The 24,869-nt window shown below is 58.5% G+C and carries 24 protein-coding genes and 2 pseudogenes; 14 read left to right on the top strand and 12 right to left on the bottom strand.

The window, feature by feature from the left end; genetic code table 11:
* The first annotated feature begins 2 nt into the window (after positions 1 to 2).
* Positions 3 to 1,074, top strand: a pseudogene (locus ABOC21_RS13560) (AbrB family transcriptional regulator).
* 57 nt (positions 1,075 to 1,131) lie between these two features.
* On the opposite strand, the gene tpx reads toward ABOC21_RS13560, so the two are convergent.
* Positions 1,132 to 1,638, bottom strand: a complete 507-nt coding sequence (tpx, locus tag ABOC21_RS13555) for a thiol peroxidase (RefSeq protein ID WP_426814925.1) — start codon at positions 1,636 to 1,638, stop codon at positions 1,132 to 1,134.
* A gap of 103 nt (positions 1,639 to 1,741) precedes the next feature.
* On the opposite strand from tpx, the gene ycjG reads away from it, so the two are divergent.
* Complete coding sequence (gene ycjG / locus ABOC21_RS13550; protein ID WP_426814924.1) at positions 1,742 to 2,707, top strand: L-Ala-D/L-Glu epimerase; 966 nt, start codon at positions 1,742 to 1,744, stop codon at positions 2,705 to 2,707.
* On the opposite strand, the gene mpaA is transcribed toward ycjG, so the two are convergent.
* Complete coding sequence (gene mpaA, locus ABOC21_RS13545) at positions 2,698 to 3,411, bottom strand: murein tripeptide amidase MpaA (protein ID WP_426814923.1); 714 nt, start codon at positions 3,409 to 3,411, stop codon at positions 2,698 to 2,700. The genes ycjG and mpaA overlap by 10 nt on opposite strands.
* Positions 3,412 to 3,599: 188 nt before the next feature.
* Between mpaA and ABOC21_RS13540 the strand changes: the two genes are divergently transcribed.
* On the top strand, positions 3,600 to 5,219 hold the full coding sequence (locus tag ABOC21_RS13540) for a peptide ABC transporter substrate-binding protein (protein ID WP_426814922.1): 1,620 nt from the start codon (positions 3,600 to 3,602) through the stop codon (positions 5,217 to 5,219).
* An 83-nt stretch (positions 5,220 to 5,302) separates the two neighbouring features.
* On the opposite strand, the gene ABOC21_RS13535 is transcribed toward ABOC21_RS13540, so the two are convergent.
* The 3 genes from ABOC21_RS13535 to ABOC21_RS13525 form a co-directional block, all read right to left on the bottom strand.
* On the bottom strand, positions 5,303 to 5,872 hold the full coding sequence (locus ABOC21_RS13535) for a DJ-1/PfpI family protein (protein WP_426814921.1): 570 nt from the start codon (positions 5,870 to 5,872) through the stop codon (positions 5,303 to 5,305).
* A 573-nt stretch (positions 5,873 to 6,445) separates the two neighbouring features.
* Complete coding sequence (locus ABOC21_RS13530; protein ID WP_426814920.1) at positions 6,446 to 6,553, bottom strand: YnaM/YnfT family protein; 108 nt, start codon at positions 6,551 to 6,553, stop codon at positions 6,446 to 6,448.
* Between the two features lie 262 nt (positions 6,554 to 6,815).
* Positions 6,816 to 6,935 carry a small membrane protein gene (locus tag ABOC21_RS13525; RefSeq protein ID WP_426814919.1) on the bottom strand — a complete coding sequence of 40 codons (120 nt, stop codon included), beginning with the start codon at positions 6,933 to 6,935 and terminating at the stop codon, positions 6,816 to 6,818.
* A gap of 313 nt (positions 6,936 to 7,248) precedes the next feature.
* Between ABOC21_RS13525 and ABOC21_RS13520 the strand changes: the two genes are divergently transcribed.
* On the top strand, positions 7,249 to 7,956 hold the full coding sequence (locus ABOC21_RS13520; RefSeq protein ID WP_426814918.1) for a hypothetical protein: 708 nt from the start codon (positions 7,249 to 7,251) through the stop codon (positions 7,954 to 7,956).
* Positions 7,957 to 8,100: 144 nt separating this feature from the next.
* Here the strand turns inward: ABOC21_RS13520 and ABOC21_RS13515 are convergent, their stop codons facing one another.
* Positions 8,101 to 8,346: a DinI-like family protein gene (locus tag ABOC21_RS13515; RefSeq protein WP_426814917.1), complete on the bottom strand. Its 246-nt coding sequence runs from the start codon at positions 8,344 to 8,346 to the stop codon at positions 8,101 to 8,103.
* A 153-nt stretch (positions 8,347 to 8,499) separates the two neighbouring features.
* Positions 8,500 to 8,694, bottom strand: coding sequence for a hypothetical protein (locus tag ABOC21_RS13510; protein WP_426814916.1), 195 nt, complete (start codon positions 8,692 to 8,694; stop codon positions 8,500 to 8,502).
* Positions 8,695 to 9,026: 332 nt separating this feature from the next.
* Here ABOC21_RS13510 and ABOC21_RS13505 point away from each other — a divergent pair, with 332 nt between their 5' ends.
* The 3 genes from ABOC21_RS13505 to umuC are packed head-to-tail and all read left to right on the top strand — an operon-like array spanning position 9,027 to position 11,701.
* Positions 9,027 to 9,983 carry an IS1595 family transposase gene (locus ABOC21_RS13505; protein ID WP_426812593.1) on the top strand — a complete coding sequence of 319 codons (957 nt, stop codon included), beginning with the start codon at positions 9,027 to 9,029 and terminating at the stop codon, positions 9,981 to 9,983.
* Positions 9,984 to 10,017: 34 nt separating this feature from the next.
* Positions 10,018 to 10,455: a translesion error-prone DNA polymerase V autoproteolytic subunit gene (gene umuD, locus ABOC21_RS13500; protein ID WP_426814915.1), complete on the top strand. Its 438-nt coding sequence runs from the start codon at positions 10,018 to 10,020 to the stop codon at positions 10,453 to 10,455.
* Positions 10,439 to 11,701 carry a translesion error-prone DNA polymerase V subunit UmuC gene (umuC, locus tag ABOC21_RS13495; RefSeq protein ID WP_426814914.1) on the top strand — a complete coding sequence of 421 codons (1,263 nt, stop codon included), beginning with the start codon at positions 10,439 to 10,441 and terminating at the stop codon, positions 11,699 to 11,701. Before umuD ends, umuC begins: the two co-directional genes overlap by 17 nt.
* Before the next feature lie 130 nt (positions 11,702 to 11,831).
* Here the strand turns inward: umuC and ABOC21_RS13490 are convergent.
* A pseudogene (locus ABOC21_RS13490) lies at positions 11,832 to 12,907 on the bottom strand (oxidoreductase).
* Between the two features lie 102 nt (positions 12,908 to 13,009).
* Between ABOC21_RS13490 and tnpA the strand changes: the two are divergent.
* Positions 13,010 to 13,438 (top strand): IS200/IS605 family transposase, encoded by a 429-nt coding sequence (gene tnpA, locus ABOC21_RS13485; RefSeq protein ID WP_426812394.1) that lies wholly within the window; start codon positions 13,010 to 13,012, stop codon positions 13,436 to 13,438.
* A 105-nt stretch (positions 13,439 to 13,543) separates the two neighbouring features.
* Here the strand turns inward: tnpA and ABOC21_RS13480 are convergent, their stop codons facing one another.
* The 4 genes from ABOC21_RS13480 to ABOC21_RS13465 form a co-directional block, all read right to left on the bottom strand.
* Positions 13,544 to 14,290 (bottom strand): DeoR/GlpR family DNA-binding transcription regulator, encoded by a 747-nt coding sequence (locus ABOC21_RS13480; RefSeq protein WP_426814913.1) that lies wholly within the window; start codon positions 14,288 to 14,290, stop codon positions 13,544 to 13,546.
* A 109-nt stretch (positions 14,291 to 14,399) separates the two neighbouring features.
* Positions 14,400 to 16,217, bottom strand: coding sequence for an ABC transporter ATP-binding protein (locus tag ABOC21_RS13475; protein WP_426814912.1), 1,818 nt, complete (start codon positions 16,215 to 16,217; stop codon positions 14,400 to 14,402).
* 3 nt (positions 16,218 to 16,220) lie between these two features.
* Positions 16,221 to 17,672 carry a M81 family metallopeptidase gene (locus ABOC21_RS13470; RefSeq protein WP_426814911.1) on the bottom strand — a complete coding sequence of 484 codons (1,452 nt, stop codon included), beginning with the start codon at positions 17,670 to 17,672 and terminating at the stop codon, positions 16,221 to 16,223.
* Positions 17,673 to 17,689: 17 nt separating this feature from the next.
* Entirely contained in the window at positions 17,690 to 18,820 is a 1,131-nt protein-coding gene (locus ABOC21_RS13465) for an ROK family protein (RefSeq protein ID WP_426814910.1), read from the bottom strand.
* Between the two features lie 231 nt (positions 18,821 to 19,051).
* On the opposite strand from ABOC21_RS13465, the gene ABOC21_RS13460 reads away from it, so the two are divergent.
* The 6 genes from ABOC21_RS13460 to ABOC21_RS13435 all read left to right on the top strand — a co-directional run bounded on the left by ABOC21_RS13460 (position 19,052) and on the right by ABOC21_RS13435 (position 24,859).
* A complete protein-coding gene (locus ABOC21_RS13460; protein WP_426814909.1) occupies positions 19,052 to 20,584 on the top strand; it encodes an ABC transporter substrate-binding protein in 1,533 nt (510 codons plus the stop codon).
* Between the two features lie 24 nt (positions 20,585 to 20,608).
* The gene (locus ABOC21_RS13455; protein WP_426814908.1) at positions 20,609 to 21,529 is read left to right on the top strand and encodes an ABC transporter permease; all 921 of its coding nucleotides are present in this window, start codon (positions 20,609 to 20,611) and stop codon (positions 21,527 to 21,529) included.
* Position 21,530: 1 nt separating this feature from the next.
* Positions 21,531 to 22,391: an ABC transporter permease gene (locus tag ABOC21_RS13450; protein WP_426814907.1), complete on the top strand. Its 861-nt coding sequence runs from the start codon at positions 21,531 to 21,533 to the stop codon at positions 22,389 to 22,391.
* A complete protein-coding gene (locus ABOC21_RS13445; protein ID WP_426814906.1) occupies positions 22,388 to 23,344 on the top strand; it encodes an ROK family protein in 957 nt (318 codons plus the stop codon). The genes ABOC21_RS13450 and ABOC21_RS13445 overlap by 4 nt, the downstream gene beginning before the upstream one ends.
* A gap of 63 nt (positions 23,345 to 23,407) precedes the next feature.
* Entirely contained in the window at positions 23,408 to 24,391 is a 984-nt protein-coding gene (zntB, locus tag ABOC21_RS13440; RefSeq protein WP_426814905.1) for a zinc transporter ZntB, read from the top strand.
* A gap of 282 nt (positions 24,392 to 24,673) precedes the next feature.
* Positions 24,674 to 24,859, top strand: coding sequence for a proline-rich small protein YnaL (locus tag ABOC21_RS13435; RefSeq protein WP_426814904.1), 186 nt, complete (start codon positions 24,674 to 24,676; stop codon positions 24,857 to 24,859).
* Positions 24,860 to 24,869: the final 10 nt, after the last annotated feature.

The raw sequence follows: 24,869 nt of genomic DNA, 5'->3' as shown, positions 1-24,869 counted from the left end.
AGATGTTAACTTCGCCTGGCCCGCTGCTGTCGTGGCTGAAACTCCTGACCCTCTCCGCCGCGCTGTCGTTTGTGCTGTTCTGGCTGCATCTGCCCGCGGCGCTGCTGCTGGGCCCGATGATCGCCGGCATTGCCTTTAGCCTGCGCGGCGCGGCAATCCGCGTACCTCGGCCCTTTTTTATCGCCGCGCAGGCCATTATTGGCTGCATGATCGCCCAAACCCTGACGCCCTCGATCTTTGGCGTGCTGCTCGGCCACTGGCCGCTGGTGTTGTTTATCCTTTTCGCCACGCTGGCCTTCAGCGCGCTGGCCGGCTGGCTGCTGGTGCGCTACAGCTCGCTGCCCGGCGCGACAGGCGCGTGGGGCAGCTCGCCGGGCGGCGCCTCGGCGATGGTGGTTATGGCGCAGGATTACGGCGCCGACGTGCGGCTGGTGGCCTTAATGCAGTATCTGCGGGTGCTGTTCGTCGCCGGCGCCGCGGCGCTGGTGGTGCGTTTTGCCCTTGGCGGCGAGGCGCAGGAGATGAACCAGCAGATCGTCTGGTTTCCCGCCATCGGCTGGCAGCTTGCCGCTGACGCTGTTGCTGACCGCCGCCGCGGGCTGGCTGGGCCTGCGCATGCGCTTTCCCTCCGGCGTGATGCTGTTGCCGATGCTGGCGGGGGCGCTGGTGCAGGGAGAGGGCTGGCTGATGCTGGAGCTGCCGGAGTGGCTGCTGGCGCTGGCCTATGCCGCCATTGGCTGGAGCGTTGGTCTAAAATTTAATCGGGAGATCTTTCTGCTGGCGCTGAAGACCCTGCCGCAGATCGTCGCCTCCATTATCGGCCTGATTTTACTCTGCTCGCTGATGGCGTTTGGCCTGACGCAGGTGCTGCCGCTCGATTTTATGACCGCCTATCTGGCGACCAGCCCTGGCGGCCTGGATACGGTGGCGATTATTGCGGCGGGAACGCGCGCCGATATGTCGTTTATCATGGCGATGCAGACCTTGCGCCTGTTCACCATCCTGTTGACCGGCCCGGCGATTGCGCGGTTTATTTCCCGTAATGCGCCGCGGAAAGAAAAAAGCCCTCGATAAACGAGGGCTTAGAGCATTCGGGCCGGGCGTGATGCGCGGTCCGGGATGGAGACCTGATTACGCTTTCAGCGCCGCCAGGGCCGCATCGTAGTCCGGCTCTTCGGTGATTTCATTCACCAGCTGGCTGTAAACAACCTGGTCATTCTCATCAATAACGACCACAGCGCGAGCGGCCAGGCCGGCCAGCGGGCCAGCGGAAATGGCAACGCCGTAATCGGCCAGGAACTGCGGCGCGCGCAGGGTGGAGAGGGTGACGACGTTGTTCAGGCCTTCCGCGCCGCAGAAGCGGGACTGGGCGAACGGCAGGTCGGCGGAGATGCACAGCACGACGGTGTTGTCCAGCTCGGATGCCAGTTGGTTGAATTTACGAACCGATGCCGCGCATACGCCGGTATCGATGCTTGGGAAAATATTCAGTACTTTACGTTTGCCGGCGAACTGGCTCAGCGCGACGTCGGAGAGATCTTTGGCGACCAGCGTAAACGGCTGCGCGCTAGCGCCTGCCTGCGGAATGGTGCCCTGAACGGCAACGGGGTTGCCCTGGAAATGCACGGTTTGTGACATGTTTATCTTCCTGTTTACATATAGTTAACGTCACGGGTAGTGTATGACATCCGTTATCAGCACGGCAAATCCTATTTAACGTTTCCCCTGGAGGAACCCGGGAATGCGAAACCTGCGAGTGTACGAAGAAGCCTGGCCGTTACATACTCCGTTTGTGATTGCCCGCGGCAGCCGCAGCGAGGCGAAGGTGGTGGTGGTAGAGGTCGAGGAGAACGGCGTTAAAGGCGTCGGCGAGTGCACGCCGTACCCTCGCTATGGGGAGAGCATTGCCTCGGTGATGGCGCAAATCCTGACGATTGGGGAGCAGCTGGAAAGCGGCGCAACCCGCGAACAGCTTCAGCATCTGCTGCCGGCGGGCGCGGCGCGTAACGCCGTCGATTGCGCGCTGTGGGATCTGCAGGCGCGTAGCGTGGGCAAAAGTATCCCGCAGCTGCTGGGAGTCGCGCTGCCGAACCAGATGGTGACGGCGCAGACGGTGGTGATCGGTACGCCGGAGCAAATGGCGGCCAGCGCCGCGGCGCTGTGGGAAAAGGGCGCGCGCCTGCTGAAGGTCAAGCTTGACGATCGCCTTATCAGCGAACGGCTGATCGCCATTCGCGGCGCGGTGCCGGAGGCCACGCTGATTGTTGACGCCAATGAATCCTGGCATAGCGATGGCCTGGCGGCGCGCTGCCAGCTGCTGGCCGATATCGGGGTGGCGATGCTTGAGCAGCCGCTGCCGGCGGACGACGATGAGGCGCTGGAGAATTTTATTCATCCGCTGCCCATCTGCGCCGATGAGAGCTGTCACACCCGCGACAGCCTGCCGCGGCTGCGCGGGCGCTATGAGATGGTCAACATTAAGCTCGATAAAACCGGTGGCCTGACCGAAGCGCTGTTCCTCGCACAGGAGGCGGAGCAGCAGGGATTTGGGCGCATGCTCGGCTGTATGCTCTGCACCTCGCGGGCGATTTCAGCGGCGCTGCCGCTGGCCCCGCTGGCGCGCTTCGCCGATCTCGATGGCCCGACCTGGCTGGCGGTTGACGTGGAGCCGGCGCTGCATTTTAGCACCGGCGTGCTTCATCTTTGAGCGTGCCAGCGTAGCAGGTCGATCATCGCCGGCAGGTACGTTTCCGTGGCCTCGTCGGCGGATATCGGCGGAAACTCGGCGGTAATGCACGGCAGGCCGATATCGGCGCACCAGCTGCCGAAAGAGCCGGGCGTTTCGTAGCCCACGCTGCCGACCAGCGGCAGGGCGAACGCGTCGGCCAGCCAGCGTCCGAGCTCGCTGTGGCCCGGATCCTCGATGCAGGCCAGCGGATCGTGAAACGAGACCACCCACGCCGGGTGGATCTGGTGGATCAGCTGACATAGCGCCTGGGTTTCCGGCTCCGAACCGGGTTTTTCGCCGGTCAACAGTACGACATCGCGCTGCTCGGCCGCGCTGTTCCAGCGATAGACCGTTTCCCCTTCTTGCCAGTTTGCCGCGGGAAAATTGCGATTGAGATCGATGCCGCGCGCGTTGGCGCGCAGCCCAAGCTGGCAGCCGTCGGGGTTGACCGCCAGCACGACGTGATGGCGCCGCAGCTCCGGCTTCAGGGTTCGAAGCGCGCAGGAGAGAGTGACTACCGACGAGTTTTCATCGCCGTGAGTGCCGGCAAGAATCAGGCCGCTGCGGCTATCGGCCAGCGGCGCGGGGAACCACAGCAGCGGCGCGCCGAGGTGCGACTGGCCGTAGCGCTGGGTGCCGGGCGGAAAGGCGCCGCGCTGGGTGCGAGGACGAGAAACGGGCATAGGGCATCCTGTTAGCAGGTTATTTTCAGCAGTGTTGTGTAAAACCGCCCCGGAATCAAATAGTTTCCCTGGACGATGAAATCAGAGTACGCGTCAATTTTCTATCACAAGCCGTTTGCAATTTCAGGTGATGAAACAAATAATCATCTTTCTGCCAGCTCTGGTTTTTTTATTTTAAAGGGGATCTTATGAAGTATCCTGTCACATTGACATGCGGCGCGCTGTGGTTAGCCAGCGTTTCATCTCTGGCCTGGGCGGCGGATGTCCCTCCGGGAACCGTCTTAGCCGAGAAACAGGTACTGGTACGGCATATTAAAGATGAGCCGGCCTCATTAGATCCCGCCAAAGCCGTGGGCTTGCCGGAAATTCAGGTGATCCGCGATCTGTTTGAAGGCTTAGTCAACCAGGACGCTAAGGGCAACCTTATTCCCGGCGTCGCGACCCGCTGGCAGAGCAACGATAACCGGACCTGGACCTTTACCCTGCGCGATGACGCCCGCTGGTCGGACGGTAGCCCGGTCACGGCGCAGGACTTCGTCTACAGCTGGCAGCGCCTGGTGGATCCGAAAACGACGTCGCCCTTTGCCTGGTTTGCCGCGCTGGCGGGCATAACGAATGCGCAAAATATTATCGATGGTAAGGCCGCGGTCGATACGCTGGGCGTGACCGCCGTGGATGCGCGCACCCTGCGGGTGCAGCTGGATAAACCGCTGCCGTGGTTCAGCAACCTGACGGCCAGCTTTGCGTTTTATCCGGTACAGAAAGCGAACGTCGAGAGCGGCGCTAACTGGACGCGTCCGGGCAGTCTTATCGGCAACGGGGCCTACGTGTTAAAAGACCGGGTGGTTAACGAAAAGCTGGTTGTCGTGCCTAACGGCCACTATTGGGATAATGGCAAAACGGTTATCCAGCAGGTGACCTTTGTGCCGATTAACCAGGAGTCGTCGGCGACCAAGCGCTACCTAGCCGGGGATATCGATATCACCGAGTCCTTCCCGAAAAATCTGTACCAGAAGCTGCTGAAAGATATTCCCGGCCAGGTGTACACGCCGCCGCAGCTGGGGACCTACTATTACGCCTTTAACACGCAGAAAGGGCCGACCGCCGACGAGCGCGTGCGCCTGGCGCTGAGCCTGACCATCGACCGTCGCCTGATGGCGGAGAAGGTGCTGGGAACCGGCGAAAAGCCGGCCTGGCACTTCACCCCGGACGTGACGGCCGGGTTTACGCCGCAGCCTTCGCAGGCGGAGAGCATGAGCCAGGCCGAGCTGAACGCCCAGGCCAGGGCGCTGCTGCAGGCTGCGGGCTATGGCCCGGGCCGCCCGCTGCGGCTGACGCTGCTGTATAACACCTCGGAAAACCACCAGAAGATTGCCATTGCGGTGGCGTCAATGTGGAAGAAGAATCTCGGCGTCGACGTCAAGCTGCAGAATCAGGAGTGGAAAACGTATATCGATAGCCGAAACACCGGTAATTTCGACGTGATTCGCGCCTCGTGGGTGGGGGATTACAACGAGCCCTCCACCTTCCTGTCGCTGCTGACCTCGACCCATAGCGGTAATATCTCCCGCTTTAACGATCCGACCTATGACAAGATCTTAGCCCAGGCGGCGCAGGAGACGTCGGATAAAGCGCGCAACGACGATTACAACGCGGCGGAAAAGATTATCATGGCGAAAGCGCCTATTGCGCCAATTTATCAGTACACCAACGGACGGTTGATTAAGCCGTGGTTGAAGGGCTATCCGATTACCAATCCGGAAGATGTCGCCTATAGCCGGACAATGTATATCGTCAAGCACCCGTAGTTTCGTTATCCCACCGTGATTCGGTAATGGCGGGGTTCTCCACGCCATTACCGCCCGCCAGCGCTGGCGTTTTACCCAAGGTATTACTGCCGCAGCACTTCGGCAAATTTCGCCAGCCACTGCGGGTGCGCGGGCCAGGCGGGAGCGGTGACCAGGTTGCCGTCAACATGCGCCTGATCGATACCGATGTCGGCATAGTGTCCGCCGCTAAGCCGGACTTCCGGAGCGCAGGCCGGATAGGCGCTGCAGGTACGCCCTTTTAGCACTCCGGCCGCGGCCAGCAGCTGCGGCCCGTGGCAAACGGCGGCAATCGGCTTGCCCGCGCGGTCAAACGCCTGCACCAGCTTGAGCACCTCCTCATTCAAGCGCAGGTATTCAGGCGCCCGCCCGCCGGGGATCAGCAGCGCGTCGTAGTCCTGTTCCTTCACTGCGGAAAAGTCGGCGTTAAGAATAAAGCGGTGGCCGGGTTTTTCGCTGTAGGTCTGGGCGCCGTCAAAATCATGGATCGCCGTCATGACATAGTCACCTTTGGTTTTATCGGGGCACACCGCGTCAACCTGATGACCAATCATCTGCAATGCCTGAAACGGCACCATCGTTTCGTAATCTTCGGCGTAGTCGCCGACCAGCATCAGAATCTTCTTGCTCACCATTACCACTCCTGTACGAATAAAGGTGTCTAAGATATAGCCTGGTGGAGGAGGGAATGCGAACCGTCAATCTCCGCCCTGCGAGCTTCATTCCATCCGGCGACGGCTAATTTCTGAGCTGTTGCTCGCGGATGCGACATTCCGCCATATTTTTGCCATATCACTGTAATGAAAACGGTTGCTTACTGGTTTCATAGGGTCCTTAGCATGACCCATAACATTAATTGATAGATAAAGGGACGTTGTGAACGTTGCTGAAACCGGTGCTACTCTGTTATGGCTTGTTGGCGTGATTGTGGTTATTTTTGCTATAGACCTGAAATTTAAGCGTAAATATCGACGCAAGCGCAAGAAGAAGTAGGATTTGCCGGCTATTTTCACGGCCAGCGCGCGGACGATAAATCGTGGAGATGCCGCGGCCCTGAAAAGTGGGATTGCGCGCCAGCGGCGGTAAGAGCAAGGTGCGCAATATGCTTTTTCTGCAAAGGAGAGGGGAAAAACGATTATCGCTGACGTGCGGTAGCATAGAATCAGCGATAGAGAGTCCTGGAGGTTCGCTAACGGCCCGAAGGGTAATCAGAATTCGTCGGGGTTATTGGATACGGCGATGCCAACTTTTGCCAGGCTCAATGCCAACAGGCTAAGTAAGGCCAGCGTTGTTACAACAATCATAAGTGTGGTCACAGCAATCTCGATAGTTTAATACTGACAGTGGTCAGACTACGTACCTGAGCAATAGTTCCATAAATAAGCGGAATTCGTTCGGGATGCGCTGGCCTGACGTTACGCATAATAATATATTGCGCCTCCCTAAGCCGGGGATGCGCAATAATTCTGTTTATTCAAGGTAATGCAAATAGATGCCGTTCAAGGACGGTCTGGGCGATCGCGCAACGGCGTGGGTTAAAGAGACTAAACGCGCGTTCGTTCCCTGACTTTGCTGCCGTTAGCGTCTTTTTTTGAACGTAAATTTTTGTTTCTTGCGATCTCCTATATACGAAATAAGAGAAAAAACAGCGACCAGGAGTAGCGCAACCGCCAGTGCCAGAAAAAGTAAATTCGCCATACGCATTTATTCCCCGAGAAATTTATGGATATTCTTGCTTTTATGCGAAGAAATTTACTCCCGCCTTAAGAAAAATCCTAATGAAATATTTTTCATGGTTATAAGAAAAGTTTTTTAAATGATAATTTTGAATTAATTTTGGATTTTAATATCGATAATTGCGCTTAAGTTCAGCATATTGCTTCAATAAATTGCCGTTATTTTGCTTAAAAGTGCTGAGGACGATTTGGGTCGCTCGGGCCAATAGCGGGCATCATCCGCTCCGCGTTGATGAACTAACTAACTGAAACAAATTAGAAACATGGGTCCATCTTTGGATGAACCGCGCAGGAGAGGAAAAACGTGCCGCCGATCGGTGACGTCTGCCGTACCCGCTGGTCGTTGCCTGCGTTTTTTTGCGGCAAACCCGCCGCTAAAAAATGGCTATGGGCAGGACGGGAACCATTCCCCGGGCGCCATGGTTAGGTTAATCTGCAGGGCATCTCACTTTATTCAGGCTATGAATATGAAATTGCGTACTATTCAGGGGGCATGTTTCTGCCTGGCATTGGCGCTGCCCCTTGTTTCTCTGGCTTCAGATGACAGAAATCAGCCCGGCAGCGATTTAAACGATGGCGTTGAAACTTTCAGCATTAGCTGTTTTGGGATGCCGCAGCAGACCACGATCGATATTAATGAGTGCATGGCAAAGAAACTCGCGCAGATCGGCTGGGTGAAGGATAAGTATCTGACGGCGGCCGCGAAAAGAATAGAGCAGGACGGCAGGGACGATCCGGCTCATTTACAGAAAACGCTGTCGGCATTTAATGATGAAGGTCAAGCCTGGGATAATTTAATTGATAAGGCGTCTACCGCGGCCGGGATCGATTCTGAAGGCGGCACGCGGAGCGGGGCGATGATGGCTTTACGCCAGCAAGAGCTTATTGAGCTGCAGGTTCATGATATCTGGCAGCACTGGCTGCGCTTTGAGGACTCAACACCGCCGATTTTGCCGGAGCCTAAATTTAAGTTTGGCGAGTAGGCGGGCGTATTTAAACGGCCGGCGAGCAGCGCCGGTAGCCGGGAAAATATCCGCAGGGGAAATTGATGTCCAGGGAGCGGTATTGGTCAATGCTAACGCCGGTCCCTGAAAAGGCCGCCGTTGGTGTCAACGCTGCGGCCCGGCCTATTCGTCCGCGGTCATCCACATATCCGCTTCTTCAAACATCTCCTGAACGGCGCGGGCGATCTGCTCTTTTTCATGCTTACTGGCATCGGTATTGATTGCTGGCAGCGTCATCATCGGCTTTACGCGAACGTCGGCCTCGGGAAAAATGCGGTGAATACGTTTCGTGAGTTCAGCCATAATGGTCTCTTTGGCTCCGACTAACCCTTCAAAATTTCTTTTGTCATAAACCAGTTCTACAAACATGCTTTGGCTCCTGTAACGGTAGGCAGTAGTTATACTGTTTTTTTGTACAGTGTCAAGGCAAGAGGGAGAACAGCGCGCGTTTTTCGCCTCGCCGGCCGGCACGGGGCTTTTACGTAATGAGCGGCGGTCGTTTATCCCGCCACGCAACGACGTTTAATCGACGTTGTTAAAATAGTCTCGCGCGGCCGCCTCGACGTTCTTCGCATCAATTCCCGTTTTTTCAGTAATCAGCTCGATGAACTGACTGAACTTGTCGGACATTACGTTGCCGCCATCCCAGTGGGCAACGTAGAAACGGCACTGATAGCGATAAAAGTGGAGGGTGGTATCTCCCAGCGTGTAGTACATAAGAATCTCCCGTTCAGTATGTCGGACGAATCGCCATAGCTTGCGCTATGGCACCTCACCATAACGCGCTGCTTACGGCCTCTATCCTGCTACGAATTACGTGAGATTGCCAGAGACGCGTTATTTTTAACGCCGCAGAGCACGGTGAGCCGCGCGTTCGGCTAAATATGGCGGAACTTCAAGACCTTCGCGATAAGGTGGCATAAGCGGCTTGCCTAACCCGGATGATTTATTAATACTGTATATAAATGGCTATGTTTGCAGTCTCCGTTGGAAAACTTCTCTATACTGTACATAATACTGTATAAAGACGTCCCCTCTCGGAGGTTCCCATGAAAAAGCAAGACGTTATACAGATCAAAAGTCTTCTTTCATCCCTGCCTGCTAATACCCGACTTCATCTCATTACCTGGCTGAATGACAACCTTCAGACGGATACCGCTTCCGTTATTGACACCAGCCCGCCTGAGTTATGTTGCCCTCACTGCCACAGTGAAAAAGCAATCCGCTGGGGACGCGATTCAGACATACAACGATATCGTTGCAAGGATTGCGGAAAAACCTTTAACAGCCTGACCGGAAGCCCGCTGGCCCGGCTCCATTACCATCAAAAATGGTTCGATTATCTGCGCTGTATGCAGGAGGGGCTGACATTACGTGAGTCCGCAAGGCGTACAGGGATTGATCTGACAACAGCATTCAGATGGCGTCATCGCTTTCTGGCTTCAGCCGCAGCAAATAATATAAATCCCCTGTCCGGGATCATTGAGGCCGATGAGACTTTTTTCCCTGAATCCAGCAAAGGCAAACGCAACATCATTCACCGAAAAGCCAGAAAACGCGGCGGGGAGGTGGATAAGCGAAAAAAACAGGAACAGGTGCCAGTCGTCATAGCCTGTGACCGGCAGGGGCGTGTGAGTGACTGCATCCCCCCGGAATTTGATACTGAAAATATTCATCGATTCCTTGAGCCGATAGCAGACAAGGATTCAATTCTGTGTACGGACGGTGCCAGCTGGTACAGGACGTTTGCCAGTGAACACGGGATGAACCACTACCGTCTTATAGCACTGGATAATCAGCGTGTTATCGACAGTGTATTCCATATACAGCATGTGAATGGCTATATCAGTCGTTTAAAAGGCTGGATGAAGCGATTTCATGGTGTAGGGACTGCATATCTGCCGAATTATCTGGCCTGGAGGCGGCTGTTTGAGACCACCGTAATTGATGTGAAAGTCTGGCTACAAATTGCATTACGGCATAACCAACATACTTTGCAAACATAGCCATATAAATACAGTAATTATGCCAGGTGAGTTTATGTTGACGTTCTACAAGTCGGCTGAGCCGTCGCAGCGCTTTTTGGTACCGCTGTTTCGCGATCTTGTGCCCTGCGGGTTTCCCAGCCCGGCCCAGGATTATGTCGAAGATACCCTCGATTTGAACAAGCTGGCCATCAGGCACCCAAATGCGACCTACTTTGTCAGGGTGAGCGGTGATTCAATGACGGACGCCGGGATTGACGATGGCGACCTGCTGGTGGTCGACCGCTCGCTGACCGCAGAGCACGGCGATATTGTGATTGCCGCCGTAGCCGGCGAGTTTACCGTAAAGCAACTGCAAACCCGACCGTTCCTTCAGCTCATGCCGCGTAACCTCAACTACTCTCCTGTCGTCTGCCAGCCGGGAGAGGAGCTGCAAATATTTGGCGTGGTCACCTTCAGCTTAAAATCACACCGCCATGTTCGCGCTTGTTGATGTCAACAGCTTCTACGCCTCCTGCGAAACCGTCTTCCGGCCAGACCTGCAGGGAAAAGCCGTGGTGGTGGTCTCAAATAACGATGGCTGTATTATTTCACGCTCGGCGCAGGCAAAGGCGCTGGGCATCCCCATGGGCGCGCCTTACTTCAAAATTAAGGACGATTTGCAGCGTTTGCAGGTGGCGGTTTTTAGCTCGAACTACGCGCTCTATGCCGATCTCAGCCACCGGGTGATGATGACCCTAACCGAGATGGCGCCGGGGATTGAAGTATATTCCATCGATGAGGCCTTTGTTCATTTAGCCGGTATCTCCGGCTATATGCCGCTTGAGACATTTGGCCATCAAATGCGCGATCGGGTCCTGAAGCATACCGGGCTCACGGTGGGAGTTGGCATCGCGCCGACCAAAACGCTCGCCAAGCTGGCTAATTTCGCAGCTAAAAAGTGGCGCCAAACCGGCGGCGTGGTTGAGCTATCGCATCGCGATCGCCAGCGTAAGCTGCTCGCTCTGGTGCCGGTGCATGAAGTGTGGGGCGTGGGCCGGCGGATCGCAAAAAAGCTGGAGCTGATGGGCATCGAAAACGCGCTGCAGCTTGCCGACAGCTCGACCTGGGTGATGCGTAAGCACTTTAACGTCGTGCTGGAGCGCACGGTGCGCGAGCTGCGGGGGGAATCCTGTCTGCAGGTGGATGAGTTTGCGCCGGCCAAACAGCAGATTATCTGTAGCCGTTCCTTTAGCCACCGTATTACCCAATATAGCGATATGCATCAGGCGGTTTGCGCCTATGCTGAGCGCGCGGCGGAAAAGCTCAGGGCCGAGAAGCAGTACTGCTGCGTGGTCAGCGTCTTTATGCGTACCAGCCCGCATGCCGAAAACGAAGCCTTCTACGCTCCCCAGGCCAGCGGTCGGCTGACAATGCCCTCTAACGATACCCGGGACATTATTCGCGTCGCGATCCATGCGCTGGACAGGGCGTGGAAGGAGGGTTTTCGCTATATGAAGGCCGGTATCATGCTGAGCGATTTTTTCAGCCAGGGCGTGGCGCAGCTCAATTTGTTTGATGAGTATCAGCCGCAGGCGAACAGCGCCGCGCTGATGCAGGCGCTGGACCGGCTGAATAGCTCGGGCCGCGGCAGCGTGTGGTTTGCCGGGCAGGGCATGCAACAAAGCTGGGCGATGAAGCGCGAGATGCTATCGCCCTGCTATACGACCCGCTACGCCGATTTGCCCGTTGTCAAATAGGCCGCCTGCGCCGCCGCAAGCGATCTGCCGCCGGAGCGAGCGTAAACGATGGCCTTTGAAAGCGACGCCCCGTGTGAAGGCCGGGAGAAGGGCGTGGCCTGCGCGGCCGCAGGCCACGTTAATGCGAGGATTACTTCAGCGCGGCCAGCTCGTCGGCGGTCAGCTCTAACGTCTGCAGCGTGCCGGTTTCGGCGGAGCGAACGGCGGCCTCCAGTACCGCCATCACGGCGAGCGCCTGCAGCGGCTGCACCGGGTTTTCAATCCTGCCGTTTAGCGCGTCGCGCACGTTGATGTAGTACTGACGCTGATCGCCCTGCGGCGCGCTCACTTGCTGAACCTGCGACTGCGCGTCAAAAATGCTCAGGCTATCGTCATCCTGGCCCCAGCCTGCGCTGCCGGGAATGACGCCCGCCAGCAGACTGGCTCTCCTGCTGGTCGGCTTTTTGTTTAACCGCGCTGCCCTGGTCACCATGAACGGTAAAGCGCGCGCTGCCGCCGGCAACCAGCATGCTGCAGTGCAGAATGACCTTATGCTGAGGGTAATTTAAGACTACGTGCGCCCAGTCATTGATCTCAGCGCCCTGGCGCAGGGTGGCGATGTTGCCCTGCACCGACTGCGGCAGGCCGAACAGCTGCAGAGCCTGATCGATCAGGTGCGGTCCTAAATCAAACCACAGGCCGCTGCCCGGCACGTTCTGCTCTCTCCAGCGCACGCGAACTTCCGGGCGGAAGCGGTCGAAATGCGACTCAAAGTGCTTAACGTTGCCGATAAGCCCCTGCTCAATAACCTGCTTGATCCCGAGGAAGTCGCTGTCCCAGCGGCGGTTGTGGAACACCGAGAGCAGCAGACTGCTTCTCCTGCGCCAGGGCGATCAGTTCGCGCGCTTCCTGCATATCGAGGGTAAAAGGTTTATCGACGACCACGTGCTTACCGGCGTTCAGCGCCAGCTTAGCGAGCGGGGCGTGCGTGGCGTTAGGGGAAGCGATCACCACGAGATCGATATCCGGGTGCTGAATCGCCTCTTCGGGCGACGCGATGACGGTGACGTCGGGAATGTCACGCTTAACCTTCTCCTCATCGCGAGAAGCGACGACGGCTAGCTTCAGGCCGTCAATCGCGCGGATCAGCGGCGCATGGAAGGTTTTGCCCACGAACCCATAACCGATCAGCGCAATATTAATGTTCTTACCGTTACCGGCGATAATTAAATCCGGTAAACCCCCGGCTTTGCCGGGGGACTCCGAAAGGTTTGACCTTTAAGTCAGTCGCGCGAATCTGAAATCTCCGCCAAGAGATGAGGATTCGTGATGAGAGACTATCAGAGCTTAAGCCATACGAAATGGGACTGTAAATATCACGTGGTTTATATCCCTAAACGCCGGAAGCAGCGGTTATATGGTGCGCTGCGGCATGAGTTGGGAAAAATATTCCACGAGCTTGCGAGCCAGAAGGGCTGTCAGATTCTGGAGGGGCATCTGATGCGCGATCATGTCCACATGTGCATCAGCATACCGCCAAAGTACTCGGTATCGACAGTAGTCGGCTATCTGAAGGGAAAAAGTGCGATAGCGATAGCACGACACTTCGGCAGAGGTAAAAACTTCACCGGTGAAGTTTTCTGGGCTCGAGGTTATTTCGTTTCAACCGTTGGTTTGGATGAAGCCACGGTCAGGGCGTACATACGCAACCAGGAGAGAGAAGACGAACGATACGATCAAATGAAACTGAACGTATAGCAGCCGCCCTGGGCGGCTCATGGTTTGTCGGCGCCTTTGAGGCGCTCACCCTAAAGCCTCCGGCTCTGCCGGAGGATACTTACTTTGTTCATTATTCTCTCCACGTTATTGAGCGTCAGCGATGTTGATGTGCGTTGAAATGTCGTCCCCGGCCTCTTCCCAGGCCGTGTCTAAAAATAGCTGATCAATTTCTGCTAATCCGGCGACCAGATAGGGCTCGCAGTGGTTCAGCTTCAGATGGTCGGCAACCAGCCAGCACTCGGTACTGGCGGCCAGCATGGCGCGCTTGATCTCGGCGTCCGCCTCCTGGCTGGCGCTGAGGCCCAGCTGCGCATGCAGCGCGCAGGCGCCGAGGATGGCGATATCAGCCCGATAGCGCGCGAGCAGGGCGAGGGTGGCGCTGCCGGCAAACAGGCGCTGCTGCATATCCCAACTGCCGCCCAGTAGGATCAGCTGAATATCCGCCCGGTCGCTGAAGTGTTGGGCGATATCTAAAGAAGTGGTGATGACGGTCATCGGCCCCTTGATGTGGCCGGCGACGGCCAGCACGGTGCTGCCGGCATCTAAAAAGAGCGTCGAGCCGGCGGGGATTTTCTCCGCCACCATTTTGCCTAAGCGCTGCTTCGTTTTCGGCAGCAGGGCATTTCTGCCCTGGCGGTTCATCGCCGACAGGTCGAGGGCGATAGCGCCGCCGTGATTCTTTTGCGCCAGCCCCTGCTTTTGCAGATCGCTCAGGTCGCGGCGCACGGTGTCCGCGGAAACCTGCAGCCTGGCGACCAGATCGCTGATGCTGGCCTGGCCATTTTCGCTAATGATATCCAGGAGGAACTTTTGTCTGGCGGTTTTGTGCACGGTTTTCAATCCTGCAAATTGCTGCAATAAATTGCATAATACAGCATTTTGCCGCAAAAGAAATCCCGCGCGCGCGGGCGCCTCGCAAGAGGGCCTGCGGGCAGGGAGGCTAGCGCATCACCCAGTGCTGGGGGCCAACCTGTTCATAGCTGCGGGCGGGGGGCTGCCAGGCGTTATCGCGAAACGGCGTCGGCAGCTCGTCGTTATTGCCTTCGCGCAGCAGATGGCGACGCGCGGGATCGGTCTTGGGGATCGCCGCGATCAGCTTTTGCGTATACGGGTGCTGAGGATGGGTGAAAATCGCCTGCCGTGGGCCAATCTCGACGATTTCTCCGAGATACATCACCGCCACTCGATGGCTGATGCGCTCGATAACCGCCATATCGTGCGAGATAAACAGAAAGGCGATCTGCATGGTGCGCTGCAGTTCGATAATTAAATTGACCACCTGGGCCTTGACCGAAACGTCCAGCGCCGACACCGACTCATCGGCAATAATCACCTTCGGATTCATCGCCAGCGCCCGGGCGATGCAGATGCGCTGACGCTGGCCGCCGGAGAACTCATGCGGATAGCGGTTCAGCACCGACACGCTCATCCCGACCTTTTCGATCAGCTCCTGCGAGCGCGCCAGCGCCTGCTGGCGGGTGGCCAGCCCGTTTTCCAGCAGCGGCTCAATCAGCGTTTCCTGGATCTTTAGCCGCGGGTTGAGGCTGGCGAAGGGATCCTGGAAAATCATCTGCATATCCTGACGCAGGCGCTTCTGCTGCGCCCGGTCGGCCTGCAGGACGCTATAGCCATTGAGCGTCACGTCGCCGGACTGCGCCTGAATCATGCGGATCAGGCTGCGCCCGGTGGTGGATTTACCGCAGCCCGATTCGCCTACCAGCGAGAGCGTCTCCCCCGGCCACAAATCGAAGCTGACGTTCTCCACGGCGTGAATATGACCGGCCAGCTGATTGAAAAAACCGCGCTTAACCGGGAAGCGGGTCACCAGATTCTTTACCGACAGCACCGGCGGCTGCGATCTGTCGGGCAGCGTGGCCTCGGGCGGGTAGCGCCGGGTTTCGCCGGTCTGCAAATCCACCGACGGGAACCGGCACGGCGCGGTGACGGCCGCCATTTCGCCGGCCGCCGGCACCGAGGCCAGCAGCGCGCGGGTGTAGGGCTGCCGGGGAGCGGAAAACAGCCCCGGCGTCGGCGCGCATTCAACCGCATCGCCGCGGAACATCACCAGCGTATGATCCGCGGTTTCCGCCACCACGCCCATATCGTGAGTAATGAACAGCACCGCGGTATTGTTTTCCGCCTGCAGCGTTTTAATCAGGTCGAGAATTTGCCCCTGAATCGTCACGTCGAGGGCGGTGGTCGGCTCGTCGGCGATCAGCAGCTTAGGCTTGAGGGCCAGGGCCATCGCAATCATGGCGCGCTGGCGCATGCCGCCGGAAAACTGATGCGGATACTCGTCATAGCGCTGCGCGGCGTGGGGAATACGCACCTTTTCCAGCAGGGCAATCGCCTGGCGCTTCGCCTCGCGTTTGGATAATCCCTGGTGATGAATAAAGACTTCGGCGATTTGATGTCCGATGGTAAAGCCGGGGTTGAGGCTGGTCATCGGCTCCTGAAAAATCATCGCCACCTCGGCGCCGCGGATGCGGCGCATCTCCTCCTCCGGCAGTGCCAGCAGCGACCTGCCGCCGAGGCTCACGCCGCCCTCCGTGCGGCTGTTGCGCGATGACAGCAGGCGCATAATGGCCATTGCGGTGACGCTTTTTCCCGAACCCGATTCGCCGACAATGGCCAGCGTTTCGCCCGGATTAAGGGTAAAGCTGATATTCCGCACCACCTTCTGCCAGCTATCGCCGCGGCGAAACGAGACCGACAGGTTATCTACACTCAGCACCGGAGACGGCGTTGGGGTATTCATCAATCAGCACTCCCCGGCAAAAGGGGCTCTGGCGGAAACGAACGCCTGCGGCGTGAACGCCAGATCGCCGGTGAACGGCCAGGTCGGGGTGAGCATCCGCCGGCGCGGCACCCGCTCGATATCCTGATCGACCACCCCTTCGGAAAGGGCCATCAGGTTTGGGTTAGCCAGCGGCGCCAGCTCCGGCGACAGGTAGCCCGATTTAACCACCAGAATCTGCACCCGGCGCGGGTCTAAGCCGAGCGCGCTAAAATCTGCGAGGTCGTGATAGGGGCGACGGCGATCGGCGACCACCACGGTGATGCCGGCCACCTGTAACACGGCCTGGTTAGCGTTACCGTGCGCGCCCGCGGGCAGGAGATGCTTAACGGTAAAGCGGGCGCTGACGCTTTCGCCAGCCGGATCGAGCCGTGCGCCAACGGTTAGCTCAAGCTCTGCGCCAACGCCGGCGCGAAACGCGGCCTGGGTCGCCGGGGCATCGGCAATGCCCGCCACCAGAGTATTGCCGGCATTCTGCCGCAGGAGTTCGGCCAGCACGTCGCCGCGATCGCCGACGCCGCCGCCGGTGGGGTTATCGCCGGAGTCCGCCAGAATAACCGGCGCCGTGGGGCTGGCGATGGCCTCCTTCACGCACTCCGCCACGCTGCCGGTACGGCAGCCGAAGACAAACGCCTCGCGGACGTCCCAGTAAGACTGCGCCAGCTTCATCGCCTGCTGTTTCAGCACCTTTACGTCGGTGCCGGTAAAGATGGCGGCGGCGGTGGCGCGCGGCTCATCGGCCCAGACGTAGCCCACCATCAACGAACTATCGAGTACGCCGGGGAGGCGATCGCTTGCCGGCAGGGCGGCGTAGAGGCTTTTCGCCGGCTCATCTTCGGTACTGGTGCGCTCGCCGGGGAGCAGCACCGGCACCGGCGCCCAGACCACGCCGGGACGTACGCCGGTGGTAATGCTGTTGACCAGCATGGTGACGGAGCGGCGCATGGTCTCCTCAACGTCAATATGCGGCGCGGTGCGGTAGGTCGAGTACATATCAATGGCGTCAATAATGCGCTGGGTGACGTTGCCGTGCAGATCGTAGCTCACGGCGATCGGACAGGCGTCGCCGACGCAGGCCCGGGCGGCGATGATCCAGTCGCCTTCCGCATCCTCCAGCCCTTCGACGAACATCGCGCCGTGCATCGCCAGATAGAGGCCATCAACGGGCAGCGCGGCCTGCAGGCGGGTCAGAAACTCGGCCTTAAAGCTCTCATAGGCGGCACGCGCGACCGGGCCGCCGGGAATGGCGCGGGCGTGCAGGGTGGGCAGAAAGGTCGCCGGATAGTCCTTAAGAAACTGAAAGTAGGGCGCCGCCAGCAGCGCCTCGCCTGCGACCGTACGAAACTCGTCCTCGTGAGTCAGTACCGGATTGAACGTGCTGCATTCAATGTGTATTCCGCCAACGGCAATGCGCATAGGGACCTCGTTAATATTCAGGAAATAAAACGTGAGTAAGGGCCACGCTTGCGGCAGCAAGCGCCCAGTCTGTCCTGGGCAAGCGGGCGGTAGATGAGCGGCGTTTTTCCCGCCATACCGGGTAGCAGATAGGTTTCGATGGCCTGCTGCATTACGGTATTGAGCAGCCCCTGAAAGCTATCGGGCTGATGCGCCAGCATGATTGCGGCCGGATCGTGGGTCTGAATTTGATGAGAGATGGCCATCCCAAGCGCGTCGCCGGCCTGGTGCAGGATATGAATCGCTCCGGAGTGTCCTTTGCGGGCCAGCGCCTCCAGTTCGGCGAGGCTGCTGGCCTCAATGCCCTCCATGCGCGCTTGTTCAAAAATGGCGGTCAGGGAAGCTACGGTATCGAGGCATCCGCGCTTCCCGCAGCGGCAGGGCTTACCCGCCGGCACGATAGTACAGTGGGCGATTTCCCCCGCGCCGCCGTGGGCGCCGCGCCAGATGCGGCCGTAAATCACCGCCGCGCTGCCGATACCGCTGCCGTGGGAGATAGCGACCGCGCTTTCGTACTTGCGCAGATGGCCAAAGGTCTTTTCGTAGGTCGCCAGCGCGCGGGTGTCGTTTTCGATAACCACCGGGATCCCGCCGGTGGCGCGGCTCAGCAGCTCTGCCAGCGGGACCTGATGCCAGCCCAGCAGCGCGGACTGCACGCAAACCGACTGGGCGGCGTCAACGAAGGCGGAGAGCGCAAAGCCGATCCCGGCCAGCCGCTGGCGGTTAATAGCCGCGCTGCTGAGCAGATCGGCTATTTCCTCGGCCAGCTGCTGGATCAGCGCCGGGATCTCCTCCTCGGGGGTGAGATAGCGCTCGGCAAGCTTTTCGCCGACGCCGTTCATCAGCACCACCACCAGCTGATGGTCGATCAGGGAGATGCCGATCGCACAGGCGGCATTCGGCGAAAGTGACAGTGTAACAGAAGGCCGCCCCTGGCCGCTGGAGGCGGCCATCGCGCTCTCCTGCAGTACGCCCGCCGCCAGCAGCTCTTTGACCAGCGCGCCGATGGCCGGCTTACTCATTCCGGTCAGCCGGGCGAGGTCGGCCCGGCTGGCTCCCTCTTCGCTGCAGACCAGATGAACCAGTTGTTGTTGGAGTTTGTTCAGCATAGTGCCCCGATCCTTCGCTTTTTTTTGAACATAGTGGCGGCCTGCTGATTTAGCAATCACTTTTTTCACAAAAGTAACTAAGTGATCGCATATAAGTTAAATTTATTACCTAATCAAGCGCTAATGGTGGCTAATATCACATTTAAAGAAATTTGTTATGTGTAAAAACAAAACTTAATAGCAACATAATGGCCACAACTGGCGAAATAACATACGGGCAGGGGTTAAGCGATGAAGGTATTGATGAGCAAATATCGACTTGCCGTTCTGGCAGGCGTTTTGGCGGTAGGCAATATCACGGCGCTGCAGGCGGCGACGCTGAACGTGATGCAAAATGAAGCGCCGCGCAGCATGGATCCCGGCGATCAGACGGCGACCTTCACCGATACGGTTCTCAAGCCGATGTATGAAGGCCTGGTCGATCTCTCTGCGGATTACAAAATCGCCCCCGCCTTGGCTACCGCCTGGCAGGTAAGCGAGGACGGCAAGGTCTGGACCTTCACGCTGCGCAAGAACGTCACCTTCCATGACGGCACGCCGTTTAACGCCGACGCGGTAGTGGCCAATATTCAGCGTCATATCGATCCCAAAGGCAGCCTGGCCGCCAGCTCGCGGATGCGCAACGTTATCGCATCGGTGAAAAAAATTGACGATGGCAGCGTCGAAATTACGCTGAAAAAAGTTTACCCCTCATTCCTCAACTTACTAACCGGCGGCGCGGCGAAAATGGTCAGTCCGGCGGCGGACAAAGCCGGCACCATTGGCCGTAAGGCGGACGGAACCGGCCCCTATATGCTGCAGGAATATAAAACCGGTGAGTATGTTTTAGAGAAAAAGAACCCGTACTATTGGGGAGACAACGGCGGTCCGGAGCAAATCAAATGGACCTGGAGCGCGGAACCTTCGGTGATGAATATGGCTCTGCTCTCCGGCCAGGTTGACGTGATTAACCCGGTGCCGCCGCAGTTCGGGATGCAGCTGAAGAACAATCCGCAGGTGAAGCTGGAGCAGGGCAAGGGCGCGTCGGTATTCTGGGTGGCGCTAAACGTTGAGCAGAAGCCGCTCAACGACGTGCGCGTGCGCCAGGCGCTGAATCTGGCCACGGATAAAGACGCGCTGCTGAAGGCGGTGATGTTTGGTTACGCCTCCGCCGCTAACTCGCCGCTCGCCCCGGTGAACGAAGGCTACGATAAGTCGCTCAACGAATACCCTTACAATATCGACAAAGCCAGGGCGCTGCTCAAGGATGCCGGCTATCCGCAGGGGTTTGACATCAACATCGCCGTACAGGGGCCGGACGCCCGGACCGCGCAAATCCTGCAGGCGATGTGGGGCAAGGTAGGGGTGAAGCTGAATATTCAGCAAATGGAAAGCGGCGTCTGGAGCAAAGCCGCCTTCGCGCCGGCCGCTGAAAAGCTGGCGAACCGCACCGACTCCGTCCTCGCCTCCTGGTCCTCGGGCCTCAACGGCTCAGATTTACAGCTGCGTCCGCTGTACTACTCGCAGAGCGCTGCGCCGGTTGGCGCCAACCTCGGCTTCTATAAAAACCCGACCCTCGACGACCTGCTGGATAAAGCGGCGACCACGATGGATGACAAGGCGCGCATCGCGGATTACGTGCAGGCGCAGAAGGTCATCATGCAGGACGCGCCGCAGGTGATGCTCTACTTCCAGGACGATCTCTATGCCACCCGCGCGGATATCAAGGGCGTACGGATGGAGCCGGGCGGCGAAATTATCGTCATCGACGCGCAGAAGCCGTAAAGCCGGGGCCAGACTGGAGTCGTTATGAAAGCCTACGTCATCAAAAAACTGCTCTCCCTGCCGCTTATCCTGCTCGGCGCGTCGCTGATCGTCTTTTTGGCGATCAGGATGCTCCCCGGCGATCCTGCGCGGCTGATGGCCGGCCCGCAGGCAACCCAGGACGATGTGAGCCGGATGCACTCCCGCCTCGGGCTCGACGATCCGCTGGCGCTACAGTACGGGCGTTTTGTGGTCGGGATGCTTAAAGGCGACTTCGGCGTTTCGCTAAAATCGGGGCAGCCGGTCTCCGCCGAGCTGGGCGAGCGGGCGCCCTATACCCTCGGCCTGGCGCTGCTGGCGTGGCTGATGGCGGTGGTGCTCGGCATTCCGATGGGGATGTGCGCGGCGATTTATCGCAATCATTTCGCCGATCACGCTCTGATGCTGATCGCGATTGCCGGCGCCTCCATCGCCAACTTCTGGCTGGCCCTGATCGCCATGGATACTTTCTCGGTGAAGCTGGGCTGGCTGCCGCTGTTAGGGGCCGAGGGCTGGAAAAGCTATATTCTGCCCTCGGTGTGCCTCGGTATTTTCCCGATGGCGGTGATGTCGCGCATGACCCGTTCGAGCATGGTGGACGTGCTCGGTGAAGACTATATTCGCACCGCCAGGGCCAAGGGGCTGGCGCCGTTCTACGTCTACTTTAAGCATGCCTTACGCAATGCCTTAATCCCCATCGTAACCATTATTGCCCTCAACTTTGGCAGCCTGATCGGCGGCGCGGTGGTGACGGAGTCGGTATTTAACTGGCCGGGTATCGGGCGTTACCTGGTGGATTCCGTGCGCTATCGCGATTATCCGGTTATTCAGGGCGTGACGATGATAACGGTCGCCAGCGTGGTGGTGATGAATCTGGTGGGCGAAATGATTATCGCCAGAATCAACCCGAAAATAAGGTTTGATTAATATGTCTGAAATCTCACTCGCCAAATCGCGCAACGGCCTGATGAACGGCCTGCGCTGGGGAATAGAGCATCCGTCGATCGCCATTGGCGGCTTTATCGTGGCGCTAATCGTCATCGGCGCACTCTTTGCGCCGTGGCTGAGCCACTACGATCCCTATGATCAGGATCTCCTTAACATCCTCTCCGCGCCGTCGGCCGAACACTGGCTGGGCACCGACGACTACGGGCGCGATATTTTCTCCCGCACCATTTATGGCGCGCGGATCTCCCTTATCGAGGTGGTGGTCAGCGTGGCGCTATCGCTGGCGATGGGGCTGCCGCTGGGCATCATGGCGGCGCTGTGCGGCAAAAGCGTGGACCACATCATTATGTGGATTATGGATGTGATCTTCGCCTTCCCCGGGATCGTGCTGGCCATTCTGCTGGTGAGCGTGCTGGGCGCGGGGCTGATCAATATGCTGCTGGCGATCGCCATTTTCTCGGTGCCGGTTTACGCCCGCCTGAGCCGTAACCTGACGCTGGGGATTAAAAATATGGAGTATATGGAAGCGGCGCGCGCGCTGGGGATCGGCTACCGGCGGCAGATTATTCACTATATTCTGCGCAACACGCTGGGGCCGATTACCGTGCAGGCTACCCTGACCGGCGGGTCGGTGATTCTGGCCGCCGCCTCGCTGTCGTTTTTGGGCATGGGGGTACAGCCGCCGATGCCGGAGTGGGGCACGATGATGAGCGACGGGCGCAACTTCCTCGGGATCAGCCTGGGCATCTCGCTGTGGCCGGGGTTGGCTATCGTCCTTTCCGTTCTCGGGTTTAATATTCTCGGCGACGGCCTGCGCGACCTGCTGGACGCTCGCCTGTGAACGCGCGGGTGCTCTGTCTCGATATTGGCGGATCCTTTATCAAAAGCGCGATCGCCGAAACGGCGGGCGTTATCGGCGATATCCGCCAGCGACCCGTACCTACCGGCAGCTGGGGCGATTTTGCCGCGGCGATTGGCGATATCATTATCGGCTATGGCGACGGGCTAACGGCGGAAAGCCCGCTGGCGCTCTCCTGCGCCGGGGTGGTGGATGTTGCCGCCGATCGTATTCTCTCCAGCAACGTGCCGCCTTTTCAGGGCGTCAGCATTACCCGGACCCTTAGCGTGGAGCTGCGGCGTCCGGTGGTGATGGCCAATGACGCCGACTGCTTTACTCTCGCGGAGGCGAGCAGCGGCGCAGCGCAGGGGTTTCCGCTGGTGCTGGGGATTATCCTCGGCAGCGGCATCGGCGGCGGCATCGCTATTCATGGCAATATTCTCTACGGTAATCAGGGGATAAGCGCCGAATGGGGCCATGCGCCAATCGTGCAGACCTCGCTGAAGGTGGGGCAGCGTAGCCTGAGCCTGCCGCGCCTGCCCTGCGGCTGCGGACAACGGGGATGCCTTGATACCTTAGGCGGGGCGAGGGGCATTGAGCGGCTGCATCATATCCTGAGCGGCCGGTCGCTGAGCAGCCGGGAGATTGTTGCCCAGGGGCTGGCGGGGCGCGAACCCCAGGCTCTGACCCTCGCCGCGTGGCTGGAGGTGGTGAGCGAGCCGCTGGCCCATGCGGTGAATATCCTCGGGCCGCACCGAATCGTGGCCGGCGGGGGCATGGCGAGCGAGGCGGCGCTGATTAGCCGCCTTGACGAGGCTCTGCGGCGTAAGATTTTGCTGAAAACAGAGCGGCCGTTGATCGTCGCGGGCCGCCACGCAAGCGACGGCGGCCTTATCGGCGCCAGCGTGCTGGGGCAGCGGCTTTTATCAGCGAATTCAGCGCCCTGCTTGTTTTAGCCCTTGCTTAACGGAGGCGTCAGGCTAGACTACGAAAATTAAGCACGGGTTGATGGAGGTCTGGTGGAGGCGATTAAAGGTGCGGAACTGAATGTCCCGGGTGCCGTTTTTGCATGGCAGTTTGACGGCAAGGGGGGCGTAAAACCGCTGACGAATAGCGACACTATCGATAAAGACCATCCCTGCTGGCTGCATCTCAACTACACCCACGCCGACAGCGCGCAGTGGCTGGCGGAAACGCCGCTGCTGCCGAACAGCGTGCGCGATGCGCTGGCGGGCGAAAGCACCCGACCGCGGGTGACGCGGGTCGGCGACGGCACGCTGATTACGCTGCGCTGTATTAACGGCAGCACCGACGAACGGCCGGATCAGCTGGTGGCGATGCGCTTATATATGGATGAGCGCCTTATCGTTTCAACCCGCCAGCGGCGGGTGCTGGCGCTGGACGACGTGCTCGGCGACCTGCGCGAAGGCACCGGCCCGGTGGACTGCGGCAGCTGGCTGGTGGATATCTGCGATGCGCTGACCGATCATGCCAGCGAGTTTATCGAACAGCTGCACGACCGGATAATCGATCTTGAGGATAACTTACTGGACCAGCAGGTTCCCCCGCGCGGCTTCCTGGCCCTGCTGCGTAAGCAGCTAATCGTGATGCGCCGCTATATGGCCCCGCAGCGCGATGCCTACTCCCGGCTGGCCAGCGAACGTCTGCCGTGGATGAATGACGACCAGCGTCGGCGCATGCAGGATATCTCCGATCGCCTCGGGCGCGGCCTGGATGAGATCGATAGCTGCATTGCCCGCACGGCGATTATGAGCGATGAGATCGCGCAAATTATGCAGGAGGCGATGTCGCGCAGAACCTATACCATGTCGCTGATGGCTATGGTTTTTCTGCCCAGCACCTTTCTGACCGGCCTGTTCGGCGTCAACCTCGGCGGGATCCCCGGCAACGAGTGGCATTTGGGCTTTTCCATCTTTTGCGTAATGTTAGTTGTTCTGATCGGTGGTGTTGCGTGGTGGTTACACCGTAGTAAATGGCTGTAAATAATCGCCTTTTATCAGCCTCTGGCTGCGAAAACCCGGCAATGTTTGAGCGAAATCAATAAACCTACTACCTATTCGGGGCAATATCTCTCTCGCAGGTGAATGCAACGTCAAGCGATGGGCGTTGCGCTCCATATTGTCTTACTTCCTTTTTTGAATTACTGCATAGCACAATTGATTCGTACGATGCCGACTTTATTGAGTCGGCTTTTTTTTTGCTCTCCTGCGGCCAGCTTCTACGCTTAATGGGTGGTACACCCGCTCACAACCGGGAGAGTCAACATGCGATACCAGCCGTTAAATTCCATACCCATTTCACCTGAACCTAACGACCCGATGCCGGTGCCGGACCCGCGGCCTCGTCCGCACCCTTTACCCGACCCGCCGCCGGACGATGAACCGATTAAATTGTCGCATCAGAGGCGCAATTCTGCGAGGATACGCGCCTGCCAATTGCGCGCCCTTTAACACGAGAAAA

Source organism: Klebsiella sp. WOUb02, assembly GCF_050058015.1.
GTDB lineage: Bacteria > Pseudomonadota > Gammaproteobacteria > Enterobacterales > Enterobacteriaceae > Klebsiella.
This window is presented reverse-complemented; position numbering and strand designations above follow the sequence as displayed.

What these genes read in the sequence shown, in the direction of transcription:
- tpx (WP_426814925.1), bottom strand. Translation starts at nt 1,638, where the DNA reads ATGTCACAAACCGTGCATTTCCAGGGCAACCCCGTTGCCGTTCAGGGC.
- ycjG (WP_426814924.1), top strand. Translation starts at nt 1,742, where the DNA reads ATGCGAAACCTGCGAGTGTACGAAGAAGCCTGGCCGTTACATACTCCG.
- mpaA (WP_426814923.1), bottom strand. Translation starts at nt 3,411, where the DNA reads ATGCCCGTTTCTCGTCCTCGCACCCAGCGCGGCGCCTTTCCGCCCGGC.
- ABOC21_RS13540 (WP_426814922.1), top strand. Translation starts at nt 3,600, where the DNA reads ATGAAGTATCCTGTCACATTGACATGCGGCGCGCTGTGGTTAGCCAGC.
- ABOC21_RS13535 (WP_426814921.1), bottom strand. Translation starts at nt 5,872, where the DNA reads ATGGTGAGCAAGAAGATTCTGATGCTGGTCGGCGACTACGCCGAAGAT.
- ABOC21_RS13525 (WP_426814919.1), bottom strand. Translation starts at nt 6,935, where the DNA reads ATGGCGAATTTACTTTTTCTGGCACTGGCGGTTGCGCTACTCCTGGTC.
- ABOC21_RS13515 (WP_426814917.1), bottom strand. Translation starts at nt 8,346, where the DNA reads ATGTTTGTAGAACTGGTTTATGACAAAAGAAATTTTGAAGGGTTAGTC.
- ABOC21_RS13510 (WP_426814916.1), bottom strand. Translation starts at nt 8,694, where the DNA reads ATGTACTACACGCTGGGAGATACCACCCTCCACTTTTATCGCTATCAG.
- ABOC21_RS13505 (WP_426812593.1), top strand. Translation starts at nt 9,027, where the DNA reads ATGAAAAAGCAAGACGTTATACAGATCAAAAGTCTTCTTTCATCCCTG.
- umuD (WP_426814915.1), top strand. Translation starts at nt 10,018, where the DNA reads ATGTTGACGTTCTACAAGTCGGCTGAGCCGTCGCAGCGCTTTTTGGTA.
- umuC (WP_426814914.1), top strand. Translation starts at nt 10,439, where the DNA reads ATGTTCGCGCTTGTTGATGTCAACAGCTTCTACGCCTCCTGCGAAACC.
- tnpA (WP_426812394.1), top strand. Translation starts at nt 13,010, where the DNA reads ATGAGAGACTATCAGAGCTTAAGCCATACGAAATGGGACTGTAAATAT.
- ABOC21_RS13475 (WP_426814912.1), bottom strand. Translation starts at nt 16,217, where the DNA reads ATGAATACCCCAACGCCGTCTCCGGTGCTGAGTGTAGATAACCTGTCG.
- ABOC21_RS13470 (WP_426814911.1), bottom strand. Translation starts at nt 17,672, where the DNA reads ATGCGCATTGCCGTTGGCGGAATACACATTGAATGCAGCACGTTCAAT.
- ABOC21_RS13465 (WP_426814910.1), bottom strand. Translation starts at nt 18,820, where the DNA reads ATGCTGAACAAACTCCAACAACAACTGGTTCATCTGGTCTGCAGCGAA.
- ABOC21_RS13460 (WP_426814909.1), top strand. Translation starts at nt 19,052, where the DNA reads ATGAAGGTATTGATGAGCAAATATCGACTTGCCGTTCTGGCAGGCGTT.
- ABOC21_RS13455 (WP_426814908.1), top strand. Translation starts at nt 20,609, where the DNA reads ATGAAAGCCTACGTCATCAAAAAACTGCTCTCCCTGCCGCTTATCCTG.
- ABOC21_RS13450 (WP_426814907.1), top strand. Translation starts at nt 21,531, where the DNA reads ATGTCTGAAATCTCACTCGCCAAATCGCGCAACGGCCTGATGAACGGC.
- ABOC21_RS13435 (WP_426814904.1), top strand. Translation starts at nt 24,674, where the DNA reads ATGCGATACCAGCCGTTAAATTCCATACCCATTTCACCTGAACCTAAC.